A 17,734-nucleotide genomic window follows, 5' to 3' on the forward strand; every position below is an offset into this window, starting at 1 on the left:
TTGTGAGGTGAATGCATTGAAAATGAAAGGTGCTCAAATTTTAATCGAACTCTTGAAAAAAGAGGGGGTTACTACGATATTTGGTTATCCAGGTGGCTCAGTAATCGATATATATGATGCTTTGTATCAAGCTCCTGAAATAAAGCATATTTTGGTTCGCCACGAACAGGCTGCAGCCCACGCTGCTGATGGCTATGCTCGAACTACCGGCAAGGTAGGAATTTGTATGGCAACTTCCGGGCCGGGATCAACCAACCTGGTTACTGGTTTAGCCAACGCCTATATGGATTCAATTCCTATTATTGCTATCACCGGCCAAGTGGGCACGCGTCTTATTGGAAAGGATGCGTTTCAAGAAGCTGATACAACCGGTATCACCATGCCAATTACAAAACATAACTTTCTAATAAAGAGTATTCATGAACTGCCGTTAATAGTCAGAGAGGCTTTTTTAATTGCTTCTACAGGTCGTCCTGGACCAATCCTAATTGATATTCCAAAAGATGTTCAGACTGCCGAGGTTGATTTTAACTATCCAGAAAAGTTTGAAATCCCTGGTTATAAACCAACCTATCGTGGCCACATCAATCAGATCAATATGACAGCTCAGGCTATAAAGGAAGCAAAAAAACCACTCCTTTATGTCGGCGGTGGCGTTATTGCCTCTGGAGCATCAGATATTCTTCTTGAGTTTGCAGAAAAAACCGACATTCCTGTTACCTATACCCTCATGGCAAAAGGGGCCATTCCCGAGGATCATCGACTTTCATTAGGATGGCTCGGAATGCATGGTTCCTACCATGCTAATAAGGCTATTATGAATTGTGATCTTTTAATTGCTGTTGGTACCCGCTTTGATGATCGGGTTACTGGAAATACTGCCACCTTTGCCAATCGAGCTAAAATCGTCCACATTGATATTGATCCAGCTGAAATAGGTAAAAATGTCAAGATCCAGATCCCCATTGTTGGTGACGCTCGTAACATTCTCAACGAGCTCAACAAAAGAACTGAGACAAAAAAGCATGATGAATGGTTACAAACCATTGAAAAATGGAAAAAAGAATATACACCAAAACCATCCGCTAACAATGAACTGGTAGCCCAGACTATCATCGAATCGGTTTATCGGGCTACTCAGGGTGATGCCATTTTGGTTACCGATGTTGGCCAGCATCAAATGTGGGCGGCAAAACATTTTCTCTGTCATCAACCACGCAAATGGGCTAGCTCAGGTGGTCTTGGAACTATGGGATTTGGTCTTCCAGCCGCAATTGGTGCTCAGGTTGGTAATCCCGATCAAACAGTTGTTCTTTTTAGCGGTGACGGAAGCATTATGATGAAAATACAAGAACTGGTTACCGCGGTCAATAATTGTCTTCCTCTTAAAATTTTCGTTTTGAACAATAACTATCTCGGCATGGTACGACAGTGGCAGGAATGTTTCTTTGATTGTCGATATTCATCAACCCATATTATCAATCCCGACCTTGCCAACCTTGCTCAAGCTTTTGGTGCTGAAGGTATCCCGGTTCAAAACCAAGAGGAACTCGACAAGGCCATACAAAGAGCTTTGGAAGTGAAAGATCATCCGGTTCTCGTTGATTGTCGTATCAGTAAAGAAACGAATGTGTATCCTTTTGTACCTCCGGGAAAATCATTAGACGAAATGATTTTAGAATAATTTTGATAAGGAGATGTGCCATGCAACATATAATATCGGTTCTGGTGGAGAATAAACCACGGGTTCTGGCACGAGTGGCGTCCCTTTTCGCCAGGCGGGGATACAATATCGAAAGTCTTGCCGTCGGTCATACCCAGGACCCTGATGTTTCACGAATCACCTTAGTGGTTCGTGGTGATGAAGACATTCTTGAACAAATCACCAAACAACTTTACAAATTAATAGAAGTTATTAAGGTTGGTGATTTTACAGAGAGTAGTTATGTTGATCGAGAGCTTTCTCTGATTAAGGTGAATGCTCCTTCCAATCTTCGTGGTGAGATTGTGCAAACCGCTGAAATATTTCGTGCGAGAATTGTTGATGTCAGCGAAAAAAGCCTTCTTATTGAAGTTACTGGAACATCAGATAAAATAGATGCCCTTGAACAACTCATGAAAAAATATGGAATCATTGAAATGACTCGAACCGGTAAAATTGCTTTAGCCCGGGGAAGTCAATCCTTATAATTTCCTAAAAATTATATAAAACTTAATCAATTTATACTTTTGGGAGGTTAACATTATGGCTCAAATTTTTTATGATCAAGACGCTCAATTGGAATTGTTGCAAGGAAAAAAAGTATCAATAATTGGATTTGGAAGCCAAGGAAGCGCACAAGGCCAAAATCTTAGAGACAGCGGAATCGAGGTCATCATTGCTGAGTTACCGGGTACTCCCGGTTATGAAAAGGCAAAAAAGGTTGGATTCTCTCCGGTTACTGCCGACGAAGCGGCTCAAAAGGGAGATATTATACAAATGTTAGTACCAGATCAATTTCAACCGATGGTTTACCAACAATCGATTGCAAAAAATCTTTCCTCCGGGAATGCTTTGATGTTCTCTCACGGTTTTAATATTCATTTCCACCAAATCGTTCCACCACCTTCGGTCGACGTAATCATGGTAGCACCCAAGGGACCAGGCGATTTGGTCAGAAGAATGTATCAGGAAGACAAAGGGGTTCCTTCCTTGATCGCTGTTTACCAAAATGCTTCAGGTCAAGCCAAAGAACTCGCTATGGCTTATGCTCGTGGAATCGGTGCTACCCGAGCAGGAGTTTTAGAAACCACCTTCGAAGAGGAAACCGAAACTGACCTCTTCGGTGAACAAGCGGTTTTATGCGGAGGATTAACTGCGTTAATAAAAGCTGGCTTTGAAACTCTCTTGGAAGCAGGTTATCAACCTGAAGTTGCTTACTTTGAATGCCTCCATGAAATGAAACTTATAGTTGATCTGGTATATGAAGGAGGCCTTAGTTTAATGCGTCAGGTAGTGAGTGATACTGCTGAATTTGGTGACTTGACCCGTGGTCCAAGAGTAGTAAATCAAGAAACTAAAAAAGAAATGAAGAAGATTTTAAGCGAAATACAAGACGGGAGTTTTGCCCGGGAATGGATTTTAGAAAACCAGGCTAACCGACCTACCTATCACGCTTTAAGAGAAAAAGACTTTCAACATACCATTGAAAAAGTTGGTAAACAACTGCGTGATATGATGCCCTGGTTAAAAAAATAACAGGGAGGGAAACAGCGTGAAAAAAGTTCGAATTCTCGACACCACGCTAAGAGATGGGGAGCAATCCCCAGGAGTATCATTAAATGTTCAAGAGAAATTAGAAATAGCTAGACAGTTAGCCCGTCTCAATGTTGATGTTATTGAGGCTGGTTTTGCCGTTGCTTCTCTTGGTGATGCACTGGCAGTAAAAACCATTGCTCAAGAGGTAAAAGGACCAATTATCAGTTCTCTTGCTCGTTCTAAAGAAAAAGATATTGATATTGCTTGGGAATCTGTTAGATTTTCTGAACAACCAGCGATTCATACTTTTATTGCTACTTCCGATATCCACCTCAAATACAAGCTTCGAATGAGTCGCGAGCAGGCTCTTGAACAAGCAGTTTGGGCAGTTAAACGTGCTCGCAGCTATGTGGATGAAGTTGAGTTTTCCGCCGAAGATGCAACCCGTTCTGACTGGGATTATCTTTGCCAAGTATACTCAGCGGTTATAAAGGCTGGCGCAAGAATTTTAAACGTACCTGATACGGTTGGTTATACTACCCCCGAAGAGATGAAAGCCTTAATTCAGCATCTTTATAAACACACCGATGGGATAGAAAAAGTAATAGTGAGCATTCACTGTCATAATGACCTGGGATTAGCAGTTTCAAATTCTCTTTCGGCAATGTTGGGTGGCGCAGGTCAAATTGAATGCACTATCAATGGAATTGGAGAGCGAGCAGGAAATGCTTCTTTGGAAGAAATCGTTATGGGTTTACATGTTCGAAAAGATTTCTACCAAGCAGAGACCGGTATTAATTATTCTGAAATTTATCGGACCAGTCGTTTGGTCAGTCAACTCACTGGTATGTTAGTCCAACCCAACAAAGCGGTAGTTGGTCAAAATGCTTTTGCTCATGAATCAGGAATCCATCAAGATGGTGTATTGAAAGAAAAAAGTACTTATGAAATCATGGATGCGAAGCTAATCGGACGCGAGGAAAAAGTCTTAGTGTTGGGGAAACATTCTGGTCGGCATGCCTTCAACAAAAAATTAGAGGAACTTGGGTATCACCTTTCCGAGGAAGAGCTCAATCAAGCTTTTGAACGCTTTAAGGATTTAGCCGATCAGAAAAAACAGATTGCCGAAGCTGACATTCAATTTATCGCTGCAGATGAAGCTACTCGAACCGAAGAAGTTTACCGCTTAGATTTTGTTCATGTTTGTTGTGGAAACAACATCCTACCAACTGCCACGGTAAGGCTCGTCCAGGAAAATGGATCTACCTTACAAGGAGTCGCCACTGGTGTTGGTCCAGTTGATGCTGCTTATAAAGCAATTGGTCAAATGGTTGGACTGTCTTCAAGTTTGGTGAACTTTACCCTTCAATCGATATCGGGAGGAACTGAAGCATTAGGGGAAGTTGTGGTTCGAATTTTTACTGATGACACTGTCTATGTGGGGAGAGGTTCTCATCAGGATGTTGTGGTTGCCAGTGTCATTGCTTATCTTTCAGCTATAAACAAAATGACCCAACAGAAAAAATTGAATCCTCAGACACAGATATAAAATGAATGGGGACCTTAAAATATTAAATAATTAGGACGAGTGAATCTTTTAATGGATTCACCGTCCTTCATTATACTTTTTACAATAGGAGTCTTAACCATGGGAATGACAATTACTGAGAAGATAATTGCTGCTCATAGCGGCAAAGAAAGGGTATCGGCAGGTGAGTTAGTACAGGTTTCTGTTGATTTAGCCCTTGCTAATGATATCACCGCTCCATTGAGCATAAAGGAATTAGAGAAACAACGAATTAATTCGATGTTTAATCCAAACCAAATTGTTTTAGTTGCTGATCATAATACTCCAGCCAAAGATATCGCTTCAGCCCAAAATTTAAAATTAATGAGAGAGTTTGCTCAAAAAAACCAAATAAAAAACTTTTTCGAAGGAGGTTCAGTAGGTATTGAGCACGTTCTCCTCCCAGAAAAAGGATTAGTCTTGCCTGGTGACCTGATTATTGGAGCTGACTCTCATACTTGCACCTATGGGGCATTGGGCGCTTTTTCCACTGGGATGGGAAGTACTGATATTGCAGCTGCTTGGGCATTAGGAGAAACTTGGCTTAAAGTCCCGGAATCAATTAAATTTATCTATAGCGGCCAACCCAACCGGTTTGTTACCGGAAAGGACTTTATCCTTTTTATCATCGGAGAAATAGGAGTTGAGGGAGCTCGTTACTGCGCCATGGAATTTACCGGATCGGGAATCTCTACTCTTTCGATGGATGGACGTTTTACAATGGCTAACATGGCAGTTGAAGCCGGAGCAAAGAATGGTATCATGGAAGCTGATACGCTTACTTTATCTATGTTATCGAATATTCCTCTATCGAGAAAACCAAAGATATATCGTTCAGATTCTGACGCGGAATGGAAAGATGTTATCGAAGTAAACGTTTCATCAATTGAACCTCAAATAGCTCTTCCCCACCTTCCTGAGAATACCCAATCGGTTTTTTCATTACCACGCATCTCAATTAATCAATCAGTTATTGGTTCATGTACCAATGGCCGAATTGAAGACTTAAGACAGGCTGCTGAAGTTTTGAGAAACCGCAAAGTCCATGTTGGGGTTAGGCTCTATATTTTTCCTGGGACTCCCGCCATTCTTTTGCAAGCAGAAAAAGAAGGCTTAGTACAAATCTTTTTAGAATCAGGTGCAGTTCTCTGCCCTCCTTCCTGTGGACCTTGTCTTGGTGGACATTTAGGGGTTTTAGCCGAGGGAGAGCGTTGCGTCTCAACCACTAATCGTAATTTTGTTGGGAGAATGGGACATACCAAAAGCGAAGTTTACTTAGCAAATCCCTATATAGCTGCCAGCTCCGCTATTGCTGGATATATTATTACTCCCGACCAGCTCATGTGATAAGAAGTTAGTTAAAAATATTTTCAAACAAAAGAATTTAGCGTATTTCAAGTTAGATGTTTTTTAAGAATTTTCATTTTTAAATTTGGAGTTGATTTTATGATAATACAAGGAAAGGTTATCCAATATGGTGACAATGTTGATACTGATGTAATTATCCCAGCTCGGTATCTAACTGCAACAGATCCTTTGGAATTAGCAAAGCATTGTATGGAAGACATAGATCCTGATTTTCAAAAAAAGCGAAATAATCATTCAATCATCGTTGCAGGAAAAAACTTTGGCTGCGGCTCTTCCCGAGAACATGCTCCCCTAGCCATTAAAGGGTCGGGGATAAAGGCAATTATTGCTTCTTCTTTTGCAAGAATTTTTTATCGGAACGCTATCAATGTTGGGCTTCCCATATTAGAACTGGAAGAAGCAGATACACGTTTGCTCTCCGGGGATGAAGTCGAAATAAACATTCAAAAGGGAACCATTACCAACCTAACTCAAAATAAAGTTTACCAAGCTCAGCCCTTCCCTCAGTTTATACAAGAGATAATGGCTCGTGGAGGCTTGATGAATCTGGTTAAGGAAAGAATTTCATCTTAGTTTGTTAACAGGGGGAATGATTCATCTCCCTGTTAACAAAAAAATATTTTAATAACCAAGCCTCTTATCTTTTAATTCCACAAGAATCGCGAACCATGAATTCAGTAGTAATGGTTCGACCGGATATAATATTTTCTCGCCCTTCAATTATTTTAACCAGCAGCATAACTGCTTGTTCTCCTAATTCTTTGGCTTTCCAATCTATTCCAGAAAGAGCCGGCTCAAAAAAATTCGTTGCCTGGTTTTCCAGCATGCTTACTATCGATAGATCACCAGGAATACTTCTTCCAAGATTTTTTGCAGCTATCATAGCTCCTTTAGCTAAAATTTGGCTTTCGGTGAAGAGAGCTGTAATGTTTGGGCTTTTTTTTAAACATTTTTAACTACCAACTCGGTTCGGTAAGAATCTGGTTCCAGATGTATAATTATCAGATCCTTCTTGGTTTTCCCCTCTTTCTCTAAAGCTTTTTCAAAACCTCTTTGAGTTTGAAGAGTTAAAATCCTTTTGTCTTCTAATCCCAAAAAAGCTATATGTTGATGGCCATTATTTATAAGTTTACGAATTGCCTTTTCTACCATGGCTGTCAAATCTATTGATACCCAGCTTACCTCTCGAGTATCTTGAACTTCTGGTTTTCCTATCGTGACGAATGGTTTACTACCTTGAATAAAACGCTTTAGACGACTATCTCTTTTCAGTAATTCTAAGATTAGAAATCCATCTCCCAATTCGGTGTTGAGCATTTCATCATAGATCATGGTTGGATGAAAATCCTGTCCTGAAGTAGCAATTATTAGCTGATAATTTAATTGTTGGGCAGCAAAAGCAATTCCCTCAAGTATTTCTTGATATAGGGGGAAATTTAAAAACCGGCGTAAAAAATGGGGATAAAGAACATTGATAATATTCAATTTTGGAAAAACATGTCCTTTCCTTGCCCGGTGAGACCGATATCCTAATTCATCTATGAGTTGTTCAACTCGGGCCTTTGTATAGGCGCTTACTCTTTCATCCCGATTATTTAAAACATTTGATACAGTACTTTTTGATACACCAGCGCTTAGGGCTATTTCATCTAAGGTAATCATTCTTAAATGCCTCCCAAATCATTAAAAAGGAGAAGCCGATGATACCCAAATTTCCTTTTTCAGCTTAAAATTTTCATTTATTAATTAGCACATTTATTATAATTTTTTAAATTTCACTAGTTCCTGACGGGCATTATCGAGTGTATTTATAAAGACGATATTCCTGATCTACCAAATCCGGATCCCAGTCTTTTAATATCCATACATATGAAACAATTCTTGAGCCCGGTTTAAGTTCTTTTAAGAATTTATCTCTCAAGAGATCATTTACATTTTGGAATAGAAAAATTGTCACGACATCGGCATTTTGTAACGATATATCATGAATGTTTTTTAGCTCAACCCTAATCTGGCGATGTAAACCGAGAAAATAAATCCGAATCCAGGACAAAGCAAAGAGCCAGGGATTAATTTCTATACCTACTGCTTTAGCACGGTAGTTTCGAGCAGCATAAATAAGAATTCTCCCATCTCCGCAGCCCAAATCATAAAGAGTTTCATCGGGTTTAAGGTCTGCCATTTCCAACATGCGCTTCACCCTTTTCATATCGGTTGGTTGCCAGGGAATTCCATGGAAAAATAGGGGAAAAATCCACCAGAAAAAAAGAAACAGTATTCCTATAAGTATAAAAATAAAAAATAAACTCACGGACCACTCTCCCAAATTTAATAGCCGAGCAACTCTGGTAAACTCCCTAATTATACCCCAGGAAAAAATTTTAACATAATTTAAAAAGTGTAATTCTTCGTGACGAATATTGTTATCATAAAATAATTCGCAGCACTTTATTTAAAATTATAAAAATAAATTGATTTCCCTACTATAACACTATCCCTCATCAAAATACCGAGGTATTCTGGGTAAAAAACTATTTTTCAACTGGCTTTGAGTTTACTTTCAGCTAAGAAAAGCTGCGAATATTTGATAGTGCTTCTCCTATTATGAGGTGTTCTTTGTTATCATTGCTTTTTATAGTAATAATTCAATTATTTACAAGTATAAAAAATAATTCCTGGTATTTATTTAGAATATTGTAGTCTAATAAAGAAGTTGAATTTGCCTGGTTTTTCATAATTTTCTAATAGCAGAATTAAAAAAGCAGGTCTTGCAAAAAAGTCCCCGTGTTTGAACTGGCGGAGAGGGTGGGATTCGAACCCACGAGACGGGTTTAAGCCCGCCTAATCGCTTAGCAGGCGACTGCCTTCAGCCACTCGGCCACCTCTCCGTTTTTTAAAATCGGCAATCTGCAGCTAAAAAGTATACCATCTTTCTTTTTATTACTCAACTTTTTATGGTTTGGAATAACAATCTTCCTGAGAATAAAGAACTAAGTATCTTTTTGTTGCTCTCCCCAGCTACCCATTCTTGATCGAAGTTTGATTATGGTCTGTGATAAGATTTGAGAAACTCTGGGTTCTCCCACTCCCAAAACTCGACCAATTTCTTTCAAGGTCAAGCCTTCATAATAGTACAAAGAAATACATAACTTTTCTCTGTCTGGCAACTCATCTATTTTCTTCCCTAAGAATTCCAATAGTTCTCTATTTTCAAGAATATCTTGAGGATTAACATCAGTCCGTTCATCGGCAATATTATCACCTAACTCTCGTCCTTCTTCACCTTTTTGCTGATCTAATGAAAAGAAAATTCCAGTTCGGTTTTGTTCAATAATCCAGCTGATATCTTGAACCGAAATGCCCATTTCGTTGGATATTTCTTCTAAGGTCGGTTCTTTCCCTTTTTCTGATTGGAGCTGATGCCAAGTTCCCATTACTTCTTTAAATTTTCTTCTTTGACCACGAGTCATTGGGTCCAAACTACGAAGGTAATCTAATGCTGCTCCGCGAATTCGAGATAATGCATACGTTTCAAATTTTAAACCTTTTTCTGGTTGATACCGTTCAAATGCTTGCATAAGACCGATAATTCCATAACCTTCTAAATCATCTCTTTCAATGAATGAAGGAAGGTTATATATAAACCGTCCTAGAGCAATTCTAACCAAATAAAGATAATGATTAATAAGCCTTTCACGATAATCAGCATCACTAGTTTGTAAATATAATTTCCATAATTCTTCAATATTCTCTTCTTTTCTGATGTTAATCATTCCCCCAATGATCTCCTTTACACAAAACCTGACGGTTTTTCCTATCACGGATGCCTATCTTTGGGAATTAATTCATTATAATTTTATACGAGAAATAATTTTTTATCGCACTCTATATTCTCTTTGATGTCTTAGTTCTGGTATGCCAAACACTTCATCGAGAACGACTGCTGCCATACCGATGGCAGCTGCTTCTTCTCCAACCTCGGCTATCACTATACCCACATCTTTGGTATTATAACTTAATGCCTGTCTCCTCACCATTCCTCGAATTGGATTCAAAATATAATCTCCAAAGGCCAGCAAATCACCTGTTAATATCACTATTTCAGGATTTAAAAGATTGATCGAATTGGCAATTGCCTCTCCAATAAACCTCCCAGTTTCCTCAATTATCTGCAAAGATAGCTTATCACCATCCTCAGTTGCTTGAGAAATCATATTTATGTCTATTTTTGATATATCACCACGACAAACCTTCGATAAACTGGAAGCCGCACCTGACTTGATCGCCTCTTGGAGCTTTCTAATGATCGCTTTTGATGACGCAATCGCTTCTAAACAACCACGACTACCGCAATTACAATAGGGACCGTTCTCGAGTATCATCATATGCCCCAACTCCCCTGCCGAGCCTCTGCTCCCTCGAAAAAGCCTTCCTTCACTCATAATTCCAGCTCCGATTCCCGAAGAAAGTTCCACCATTAAAATATCGTTTTTCATTTTACCAGCTCCTAAATGCTTTTCAGCAATTAGTCGACAGCGGGTATCGCTTTCAAGGAAAGTTGGGCAACCAAATTCGCTTTCCATAATGTCTTTTATTGGAACATTTTCCCAACCTTTCATCTGAGTGGCTAAAATTGATATTCCGGCATTTTCATCAACAATCCCTGGATCAGCAACCCCTATTCCCAGGACTGGTGCAATTTTTACTGATGGTGATTCGATAATTTCGTATAAAATATCTTTCATAATTTGTATAATTTTGTCTTTATCCGAGTTATTTGGAATAATCCGGCGAGATCGGTAATTTATTCCCAGCTTAAGATCTGCTCCAAGTCCTAAAATTCGATTGGAATTAAAATCTAAAGTTGCTACTCGACCAGCATCTCGATTAATATCTAATAGTACTTTCCTTCGTCCCCTTTTGGAACATTCAAATCCGATTTCCTTAATAAAGTCTTCTTTTAAAAGTTCTTTCGTGACATCTGTAACACTAGCCAGTCTCATACCGGTTAACTTGTTCAGCGCAATTCTGGAAATTGGTCCATCGGTCCGAATTAAATTTTTTACCAAAGCCTTATAATAACTTCTTACACTATTGTTTTTTTTTCTGGGCACAAGGCTCATCTCCCAAAAATTCCACACTTTTCAATTCTAACACAAAAAATTACCTATTTTTCTTTTGCTCACCTCTTCTGTTTTTTTGATTATTATTCTATTCTCTGCCATCTATTTATTGCCGTAAATCTCTTTTAACTTAATTTTTTAAATAAAAAACGAGAAACCCTTTCTTCCGTCCTTCTCCGGTCCTTGAAATTTCATAAAATATTTAAAGTCTGATTTTCAATTTTTTATGTCAAACGCTTTACAAAAAAGACCATTCTTATCCAAACATCCTAATGGTTTCAACATTTTTTTTTATAATGTTCTTGTTGATACCACTGAAATACCTCCTCTATTCCTTGGTTTAGGGGGATGGTTATTTCCCAGCCTAAAAGCTCGTTTGCTTTCTTTGAGTGAAGAGCAATATGTTCGATTTCACCTTTCCGGTCTTGGTCGTGGATAATTGAAATTTTTTGGTTAGTAACTTTTTGCAGCATATTGATCAATTGGTTAACGCTGGTTTCAATTCCAGTCCCAAGATTGTAAATATCAGCTGGAGAGTTTAGCGCCAGTAAATTCGCCGAAGCAATATCATGAACTGATACGTAATCCCTTGTTTTATAACCATCCCCAAAAACAATACAAGGATCGCCTTTGAGGATATTATTACAAAAAATGGATATGACTCCCGCCTCACCCTGAGGATCCTGGCGAGGGCCATATACATTTCCATAGCGAAGGATAATTCTTTCCAAATTCCAAACTTGGTAATAATACTCTAGATATTGTTCAACTGATAGCTTAGCAATTCCATAGGGCGAAAGAGGCTTGGTTGGAGCTTTCTCATCCACAGGAATTTGCTTTGGCACACCATAAATTGCTCCCCCAGATGAGGCAAAAATACATTTTTTAACTTCGTATTTTCGGCACAGCTCAAAAAGGTTAAGGCTACCAATAATATTTACTTCAGCATCAAAAGCTGGTTCATCTATTGATTTTCTAAGATTAATTTGTGCTGCGTGATGACTCACCACATCAAAAACATGCCTTTGAAAGACTGATTCTATTTCTTTAGAAGAACAAATGTCGAGCGGATAAAACATTGCTGCGCGATGAACATTGGATTTTTTTCCTGTAGATAGGTTATCAACCACAACAACTTGATGTCCTTCTTGAAGGTAGGCATCTACTATATGCGATCCTATAAAGCCAGCTCCTCCGGTAACTAATATTTGCATGACTTTCTCCTTTTCAATTTTGGCTGAGAAATTATAATACTATAGTAAAGCACTATTATTTTACTTTGAATTAAATATAAAAATCAAAAGGAAAAAAAATTTATAACAAAAAAATGATCATATCTTGTTATAATACCTTAAGTATCCTAATGAGGAGGTATTTTATGAAAAAATTCAAAATAGCAGTAATACCTGGGGATGGCACAGGTCCAGAGGTTGTCCGGGAAGGGCTAAAAGTATTACAAGTTACCTCGAAAAAATACAACTTTTCCTACGAAACTACTTTCTTCCCCTTTGGTGGTGACCATTATAAAAAGACCGGTGAAACCCTATCTGTTGCGAATGTTGAAGAACTAAAAAAGTATGATGCAATTTACTTGGGTGCTATTGGTCACCCTGAAGTAAAACCAGGAATTTTAGAACAGGGGATACTTCTCAAGCTTCGTTTTTCGCTCGACCAATACATCAATTTACGGCCGGTGAAACTTTATCCCAATGTTGATACACCTTTAAAAGATAAAAAGCCTGAAGATATTGACTTTGTGGTGGTTAGAGAAAATACTGAGGGTCTTTATGCAGGAGTTGGAGGATTTTTAAGAAAAGGAACTGCCGATGAGGTCGCTACTCAGGAATCAATAAATACTCGCAAAGGCGTGGAACGTTGCCTACGGTATGCTTTCAAATACACTCAAAAGCGAAATAAAAGAAAAAAACTAACTCTTTGCGGGAAAACTAACGTTTTAACTTATGCCTTTGATTTGTGGGAAAGAACTTTCAATGAAATTGCGGTTGATTATCCTGATGTTAAAACTGATTACGCTCATGTTGATGCTACTACCATGTGGATGGTAAAAAACCCAGAGTGGTTTGATGTTATCGTTACTGACAATCTGTTTGGTGATATCATCACTGATCTCGGTGCAATGATTCAGGGCGGTATGGGGATAGCTGCTGGGGGAAATGTGAATCCTTCGGGGGTTTCAATGTTTGAACCTATCGGTGGATCGGCACCAAAATATACTAATTTAAACATAATCAATCCCTTGGCAGCAATATGTGCTGTTCAAATGATGCTCGATGTATTGGGTGAGGTTGATGCTGCTCAAGGCTTAGAAAAAGCAGTTATTTCTTCTTTACAAAGTGGAAAAATTAAAAGTATGAGCGCTGGAAAAATGGGTTTATCAACTCAAGAAGTAGGCGATTTAGTTGCTTCTCTAATTTAAGCAAGATTCATATCAATAAGTTCTTAACTTTAAAAGGTGCTTTTAAGGAGTGGTTTTACTCTAAAGGAGAGCCGCCTTCCTGGGATGGAACATTGGAACCTGATGCAGGAGTCTCGCTAGCCGGGGACAAGGAAGTCCCTCCTTCGCTCCCCGGAACCCCACCTGAAGTAATTCCAGGTGAACTTATCACCACTCCCTGACCAGATTTAACAGTTGGTTTTTGTTTAATATCAGCAATAAAACCCTGGACTTCCATTTCAACCATAGCAATACTATTCGTTTTACCGAGTGCTTCTTCGATTTTAGATGCAACCCTTTGGGGGTCTATCCCCTCTAGCCTAGCTCGTTCAATAATTTTAGTTAGGCTATTGAGGTCTTTCGACTGATTGCTTTTTTGGGCAAACTGGTCAACAATTACTCCCGCTTGCTGAGGTTGTACTCCCATTTCTATCAACGCAGTAAGGGAATCAACAATTTTTATAGCATTTTTATCTTCTTTTGCAACGTTTTGTTGAAGGGCGCTTTTAACCAAATCGGTTGGCACAGAATGCTCAATCGAAGAAGCAATATTTTTAAGCGTCTCTTCATCACTAATTCCTGGAGCGTTTATCTCTTCCAAAATTGCCTGGGCTTCCAAAAGAGAATCTTTTTTCTTCTCAAGGCTTTTAACGATATTATAAGGTCGTACTTTTTTATGTAATCCCTCTTTTAGTTTTAATACTATGGAATCGGTTGCCAGCCCCTTCTGCTGAAGTTCATTGACTAATTCTCCAACCCGGTCCAACAAATATTCTTGATCCTCAGGGGGATAACTTGCAGAGTCTTTTATTAACGAAGAAACTTCATCTTGGGCAAAGGCTGCCGTAGCAAAAAGTAGAGTAGTTAAGATGAAGAAGATGAAGAATAACCAATTTTTCATTTCTACCCGCCATTAACAACCAAAACAGAATTAACCCCTCCAAATCCGTCTTCTATTCGCCGATAAGAACCTGGGTCCGGAATCCATTCTTCATCATTAATTACAAAGGAATACTGATACTTTCCAGGCTTTACCTTCAAGGTTATAACCCAAGAATTATTATCTTTCTTCTCCATCTGCAATGTATTCCAATCACTAAAATCGCCAGCTACCGCAACGGTTTTTGGGTTTTCGCTCAAAGCAAAAAACTTTAGCTCAACTCGCCGATATCCAGAAAGCCCGGATATGTTAAACTGGGGAAATAAAGGGAGGTCAGTAAAAAAAATCATAGTCAAAAATACCAATGATAAAGAGACGATTGCTAATTTCTTAAAATTAACTAACCAATACCCTCTTTGTTGTTTTGCTTCTATTCTATCCATCACCCGAAAAGAAAAACCGGTCGGTACCGTCGTATGAGGAAGTTGTTCTAAATAATGAATTAATTTTTTTTCTTTCCTATCCATATCAATCGCCTCAACAATATATACGGAAAAAACCTTCCGATGTTTCAATCCAGGTTAAAATTCGAATTTCCTGAAACCCTTTCAAATCATAAGTTTTTATAACTATTCTAAAAATTCACCAAGTTCGTCCTGAAGCTTTTTTCTGGCTCGGTGCAAATACGTTTTAACAGTCCCTACCGGAAGGCCGGTAACTGTAGAAATTTCATCATAAGACAGCCCTTCTAAATGTCGGAGTACGATTACCTCTCGAAACTTTATTGGTAATTCGCTGATCGCTTTCTCTAAGTTTGATCTTAATTCTTGATTGAGTAAAACATCATCCGGGTTATGAAAGGAGTCTTGGGGAATAAAATCTTCTAATTCACTTTCTTCTTCATCCCCAATTGGAGCGGAAAGAGAAAAGAAAAAAATCTTTTTTTTCCGAAAATAATCGCGACAGACATTCAAAGCAATTCGGTATATCCAGGTTGAAAACTCATATGAGTCATCGTATTTATTTAATGCAGAAAATGCTTTTACAAAGGTATCTTGAGCTAAATCTTCAGCATCGGGTTTTGAGCGAACCATACGGAAAATATAATTAAAAATTGGCCTTTCATACTTTTTCACTAAAAAACAAAAAAAATCCCGATTTCCGTTCAGGACTTCAAAAATGATCTCCCGATCGGTTTTCTCTGTCATTTTGCCTTACAGAACCGTATCTTTGAGCAATTCAATACGGTATTGAGCGTTTTCTATTAGAGAAGTTCCATCTGCCCACTTGGCTCCCGGGTATTTCCGAATAATGTCCAAATAGACTTGATAAGCATCCGAATAACGACCCAGCTTTTCCAAACAAAGACCTTTGTTAAACATGGAAGCCGGGGCAATGAGGATACCATTGTACCAAGTTCCTTCTGGATATTGATTTATTGATTTATCAAATGCTTCTAATGCTTGTTGATAATCATTACGTTGATACCATGATGCACCTTCAAAATATTGAGCATCATCAGCAAATTCATCGTTTGGATACTTTTGGACATATTCGGCAAAAAGAGAAGCTGATCTATAAAAAAGCTCTAATTTATAGTAGCAATGAGCTAAACCATAGATTGATTTTTTCTCAATTTCTCCTCCAAAAATTCTTGCTTGATCATAGGCAGTTGACGCATTTGAATAGGATTCTAATATGTAATAACAATCACCCATTTCATAATAAGCAACTCCAACAAATTCGCTCTGTGGATAATTCTGGATAAGGTTTTTGTATTCATTTATTGCGTCCCACCATTGGCTCAAGCCCTGGCCGAGGCACCGAGCCAACAAGTATTGTCCGTCATCAGCTAATTCATTATCAGGATAAATCTGAATCAAATCTTTCAAAATAGATCTCGATATCTGATAATCTCCGAGATAATATGCCGAGGCCCCCTTTATAAATAAAACGTTGGGAATGAGGTTGCTCCCGGTAAATTTTATTAGATATTCTTCTGATTCAAGAAAACTTCGTTCATAAAAACTAAGCTGGTAGAGTGATACAAGATACTCGTAATCATTACTATCAGACGATAAAGATAGCGTAACACTCCCATCGGGTGATATGGGAACTTCATTCCCCTTAATCACGTTAACCTTAACTAAAGTACCAGCATATCCTTCACAAGAAAAAAAGATGTATTGTGTTCCAGAGGAAACGTTTTCTAAAAGAAAATCGCCAGAATCATTCGTATAAGCAACCTGATCACCCGTTTCCACGCGTACGCCTTGCAGAGGACCATTATCTCCGAATACTCTTCCCCGAACAGTGCCTTTTTCTCCGATATTCATTGACATACAACCAGCAAGAACTATTAAAAATAATGCACTTAAAACACTAAGGAGAAAGGGGTAGTTTTTCTTCATTGAGTTCCTCCTCCTATTTTCTTTAATTCTTTTTCTGCCCACTGATAATAGCTATTATTTTGGTTGGCATTATCAAGAACATATTGAAAATGTTGTTTGGCGTTTTCTTTGTCTTGCCTCTCGAGATAGTTCATGGCAAGATAATAATGAGCATCAATATAATCTGAGTATCTATTTACCAAATTGAGCAAAACCTTTTCGGCTTCTTCTCTTTCCCCTATTTTATAATATACGTAACCAAGATGCAGCAGGTATTGAGGATTTTCTAAAGAAATTTCCAAAGCTTTTTGAAGAGCCTCAATGGCTTTCTTCCACTCATTTACTCCTGGTGCAAGGCTTCTATTTTCATAAACATAAGCCAATCGAAACCATGCATTATCATCATTAGGATTAAGATTTAGATACTCTTGGAAAGCTTTGACGGCCTTGCCAGAAATTCGGTAAGCTTGTGACCATTTTTCTTTTTCTAATAGGATAAGTCCCATTTCGAAATAGGCATCGTGAGGTCGTATATCCTGTTCAGCAGCTTGTTCATACAAGCGATAAGCAGAATCCGTGTCGCCTTGTTGACGAGCTTTTTGGGCTTGAGTAAACAAATCAGCTTCCTGAGCTAATACCAACCCGGATAAAAATAAAACTAAGCATACCACCAATACCGAATTAATCATCCCAATTTTTCTCAACAACGCATA

Annotated in this window: 17 protein-coding genes, 1 tRNA gene and 1 pseudogene; 7 read left to right on the forward strand and 12 right to left on the reverse strand. The window is 38.5% G+C overall.

Annotation, left to right across the window (positions count from 1 at the left end):
• Positions 1–16 precede the first annotated feature (16 nt).
• From ilvB to leuD, 6 genes and pseudogenes are all read left to right on the forward strand, one after another.
• On the forward strand, positions 17–1,684 hold the full coding sequence (ilvB, locus tag RT761_RS03805) for a biosynthetic-type acetolactate synthase large subunit (RefSeq protein WP_218112758.1): 1,668 nt from the start codon (positions 17–19) through the stop codon (positions 1,682–1,684).
• A gap of 20 nt (positions 1,685–1,704) precedes the next feature.
• Positions 1,705–2,190: an acetolactate synthase small subunit gene (gene ilvN / locus RT761_RS03810; protein WP_218112759.1), complete on the forward strand. Its 486-nt coding sequence runs from the start codon at positions 1,705–1,707 to the stop codon at positions 2,188–2,190.
• Between the two features lie 55 nt (positions 2,191–2,245).
• Positions 2,246–3,238 (forward strand): ketol-acid reductoisomerase, encoded by a 993-nt coding sequence (gene ilvC, locus RT761_RS03815; RefSeq protein WP_218112760.1) that lies wholly within the window; start codon positions 2,246–2,248, stop codon positions 3,236–3,238.
• A gap of 13 nt (positions 3,239–3,251) precedes the next feature.
• Positions 3,252–4,787 (forward strand): annotated as a pseudogene (locus tag RT761_RS03820) (2-isopropylmalate synthase); the annotation flags it as partial.
• 99 nt (positions 4,788–4,886) lie between these two features.
• On the forward strand, positions 4,887–6,152 hold the full coding sequence (gene leuC / locus RT761_RS03825; protein WP_218112762.1) for a 3-isopropylmalate dehydratase large subunit: 1,266 nt from the start codon (positions 4,887–4,889) through the stop codon (positions 6,150–6,152).
• A gap of 99 nt (positions 6,153–6,251) precedes the next feature.
• A complete protein-coding gene (leuD, locus tag RT761_RS03830; protein WP_218112763.1) occupies positions 6,252–6,746 on the forward strand; it encodes a 3-isopropylmalate dehydratase small subunit in 495 nt (164 codons plus the stop codon).
• Between the two features lie 64 nt (positions 6,747–6,810).
• On the opposite strand, the gene RT761_RS03835 is transcribed toward leuD, so the two are convergent.
• The 7 genes from RT761_RS03835 to RT761_RS03865 form a co-directional block, all read right to left on the reverse strand.
• Positions 6,811–7,101 carry a substrate-binding domain-containing protein gene (locus RT761_RS03835; RefSeq protein WP_281388059.1) on the reverse strand — a complete coding sequence of 97 codons (291 nt, stop codon included), beginning with the start codon at positions 7,099–7,101 and terminating at the stop codon, positions 6,811–6,813.
• 14 nt (positions 7,102–7,115) lie between these two features.
• Complete coding sequence (locus RT761_RS03840; RefSeq protein WP_218112764.1) at positions 7,116–7,835, reverse strand: LacI family DNA-binding transcriptional regulator; 720 nt, start codon at positions 7,833–7,835, stop codon at positions 7,116–7,118.
• Positions 7,836–7,968: 133 nt separating this feature from the next.
• The gene (locus RT761_RS03845) at positions 7,969–8,484 is read right to left on the reverse strand and encodes an SAM-dependent methyltransferase (protein WP_218112765.1); all 516 of its coding nucleotides are present in this window, start codon (positions 8,482–8,484) and stop codon (positions 7,969–7,971) included.
• A 483-nt stretch (positions 8,485–8,967) separates the two neighbouring features.
• Positions 8,968–9,061 (reverse strand) — tRNA-Ser (locus RT761_RS03850).
• Between the two features lie 102 nt (positions 9,062–9,163).
• Positions 9,164–9,946, reverse strand: a complete 783-nt coding sequence (locus RT761_RS03855) for a FliA/WhiG family RNA polymerase sigma factor (RefSeq protein WP_218112766.1) — start codon at positions 9,944–9,946, stop codon at positions 9,164–9,166.
• A gap of 102 nt (positions 9,947–10,048) precedes the next feature.
• The gene (locus tag RT761_RS03860) at positions 10,049–11,287 is read right to left on the reverse strand and encodes an ROK family protein (RefSeq protein ID WP_218112767.1); all 1,239 of its coding nucleotides are present in this window, start codon (positions 11,285–11,287) and stop codon (positions 10,049–10,051) included.
• A 287-nt stretch (positions 11,288–11,574) separates the two neighbouring features.
• Positions 11,575–12,510, reverse strand: a complete 936-nt coding sequence (locus tag RT761_RS03865) for an NAD-dependent epimerase/dehydratase family protein (protein ID WP_218112768.1) — start codon at positions 12,508–12,510, stop codon at positions 11,575–11,577.
• A 164-nt stretch (positions 12,511–12,674) separates the two neighbouring features.
• On the opposite strand from RT761_RS03865, the gene RT761_RS03870 reads away from it, so the two are divergent.
• Positions 12,675–13,733 carry a 3-isopropylmalate dehydrogenase gene (locus RT761_RS03870; protein WP_218112769.1) on the forward strand — a complete coding sequence of 353 codons (1,059 nt, stop codon included), beginning with the start codon at positions 12,675–12,677 and terminating at the stop codon, positions 13,731–13,733.
• 55 nt (positions 13,734–13,788) lie between these two features.
• On the opposite strand, the gene RT761_RS03875 is transcribed toward RT761_RS03870, so the two are convergent.
• From RT761_RS03875 to RT761_RS03895, 5 genes are all read right to left on the reverse strand, one after another.
• Complete coding sequence (locus RT761_RS03875) at positions 13,789–14,652, reverse strand: hypothetical protein (protein WP_218112770.1); 864 nt, start codon at positions 14,650–14,652, stop codon at positions 13,789–13,791.
• 2 nt (positions 14,653–14,654) lie between these two features.
• On the reverse strand, positions 14,655–15,158 hold the full coding sequence (locus tag RT761_RS03880) for a glycogen-binding domain-containing protein (protein WP_218112771.1): 504 nt from the start codon (positions 15,156–15,158) through the stop codon (positions 14,655–14,657).
• Between the two features lie 102 nt (positions 15,159–15,260).
• Positions 15,261–15,839 (reverse strand): RNA polymerase sigma factor, encoded by a 579-nt coding sequence (locus tag RT761_RS03885; RefSeq protein ID WP_218112772.1) that lies wholly within the window; start codon positions 15,837–15,839, stop codon positions 15,261–15,263.
• A 6-nt stretch (positions 15,840–15,845) separates the two neighbouring features.
• Positions 15,846–17,042, reverse strand: coding sequence for a tetratricopeptide repeat protein (locus RT761_RS03890; RefSeq protein WP_218112773.1), 1,197 nt, complete (start codon positions 17,040–17,042; stop codon positions 15,846–15,848).
• Positions 17,039–17,728, reverse strand: coding sequence for a tetratricopeptide repeat protein (locus RT761_RS03895; RefSeq protein ID WP_218112774.1), 690 nt, complete (start codon positions 17,726–17,728; stop codon positions 17,039–17,041). Before RT761_RS03895 ends, RT761_RS03890 begins: the two co-directional genes overlap by 4 nt.
• Between the last annotated feature and the right edge of the window lie 6 nt (positions 17,729–17,734).

The organism is Atribacter laminatus, assembly GCF_015775515.1.
Classification (GTDB): domain Bacteria; phylum Atribacterota; class Atribacteria; order Atribacterales; family Atribacteraceae; genus Atribacter; species Atribacter laminatus.

Coding starts and splice junctions, on each gene's coding strand:
- leuC (WP_218112762.1), top strand. CDS start 4,887: ATGGGAATGACAATTACTGAGAAGATAATTGCTGCTCATAGCGGCAAA.
- RT761_RS03855 (WP_218112766.1), bottom strand. CDS start 9,946: ATGATTAACATCAGAAAAGAAGAGAATATTGAAGAATTATGGAAATTA.
- ilvC (WP_218112760.1), top strand. CDS start 2,246: ATGGCTCAAATTTTTTATGATCAAGACGCTCAATTGGAATTGTTGCAA.
- RT761_RS03885 (WP_218112772.1), bottom strand. CDS start 15,839: ATGACAGAGAAAACCGATCGGGAGATCATTTTTGAAGTCCTGAACGGA.
- RT761_RS03870 (WP_218112769.1), top strand. CDS start 12,675: ATGAAAAAATTCAAAATAGCAGTAATACCTGGGGATGGCACAGGTCCA.
- RT761_RS03865 (WP_218112768.1), bottom strand. CDS start 12,510: ATGCAAATATTAGTTACCGGAGGAGCTGGCTTTATAGGATCGCATATA.
- RT761_RS03880 (WP_218112771.1), bottom strand. CDS start 15,158: ATGGATAGGAAAGAAAAAAAATTAATTCATTATTTAGAACAACTTCCT.
- RT761_RS03875 (WP_218112770.1), bottom strand. CDS start 14,652: ATGAAAAATTGGTTATTCTTCATCTTCTTCATCTTAACTACTCTACTT.
- ilvN (WP_218112759.1), top strand. CDS start 1,705: ATGCAACATATAATATCGGTTCTGGTGGAGAATAAACCACGGGTTCTG.
- RT761_RS03890 (WP_218112773.1), bottom strand. CDS start 17,042: ATGAAGAAAAACTACCCCTTTCTCCTTAGTGTTTTAAGTGCATTATTT.
- RT761_RS03840 (WP_218112764.1), bottom strand. CDS start 7,835: ATGATTACCTTAGATGAAATAGCCCTAAGCGCTGGTGTATCAAAAAGT.
- leuD (WP_218112763.1), top strand. CDS start 6,252: ATGATAATACAAGGAAAGGTTATCCAATATGGTGACAATGTTGATACT.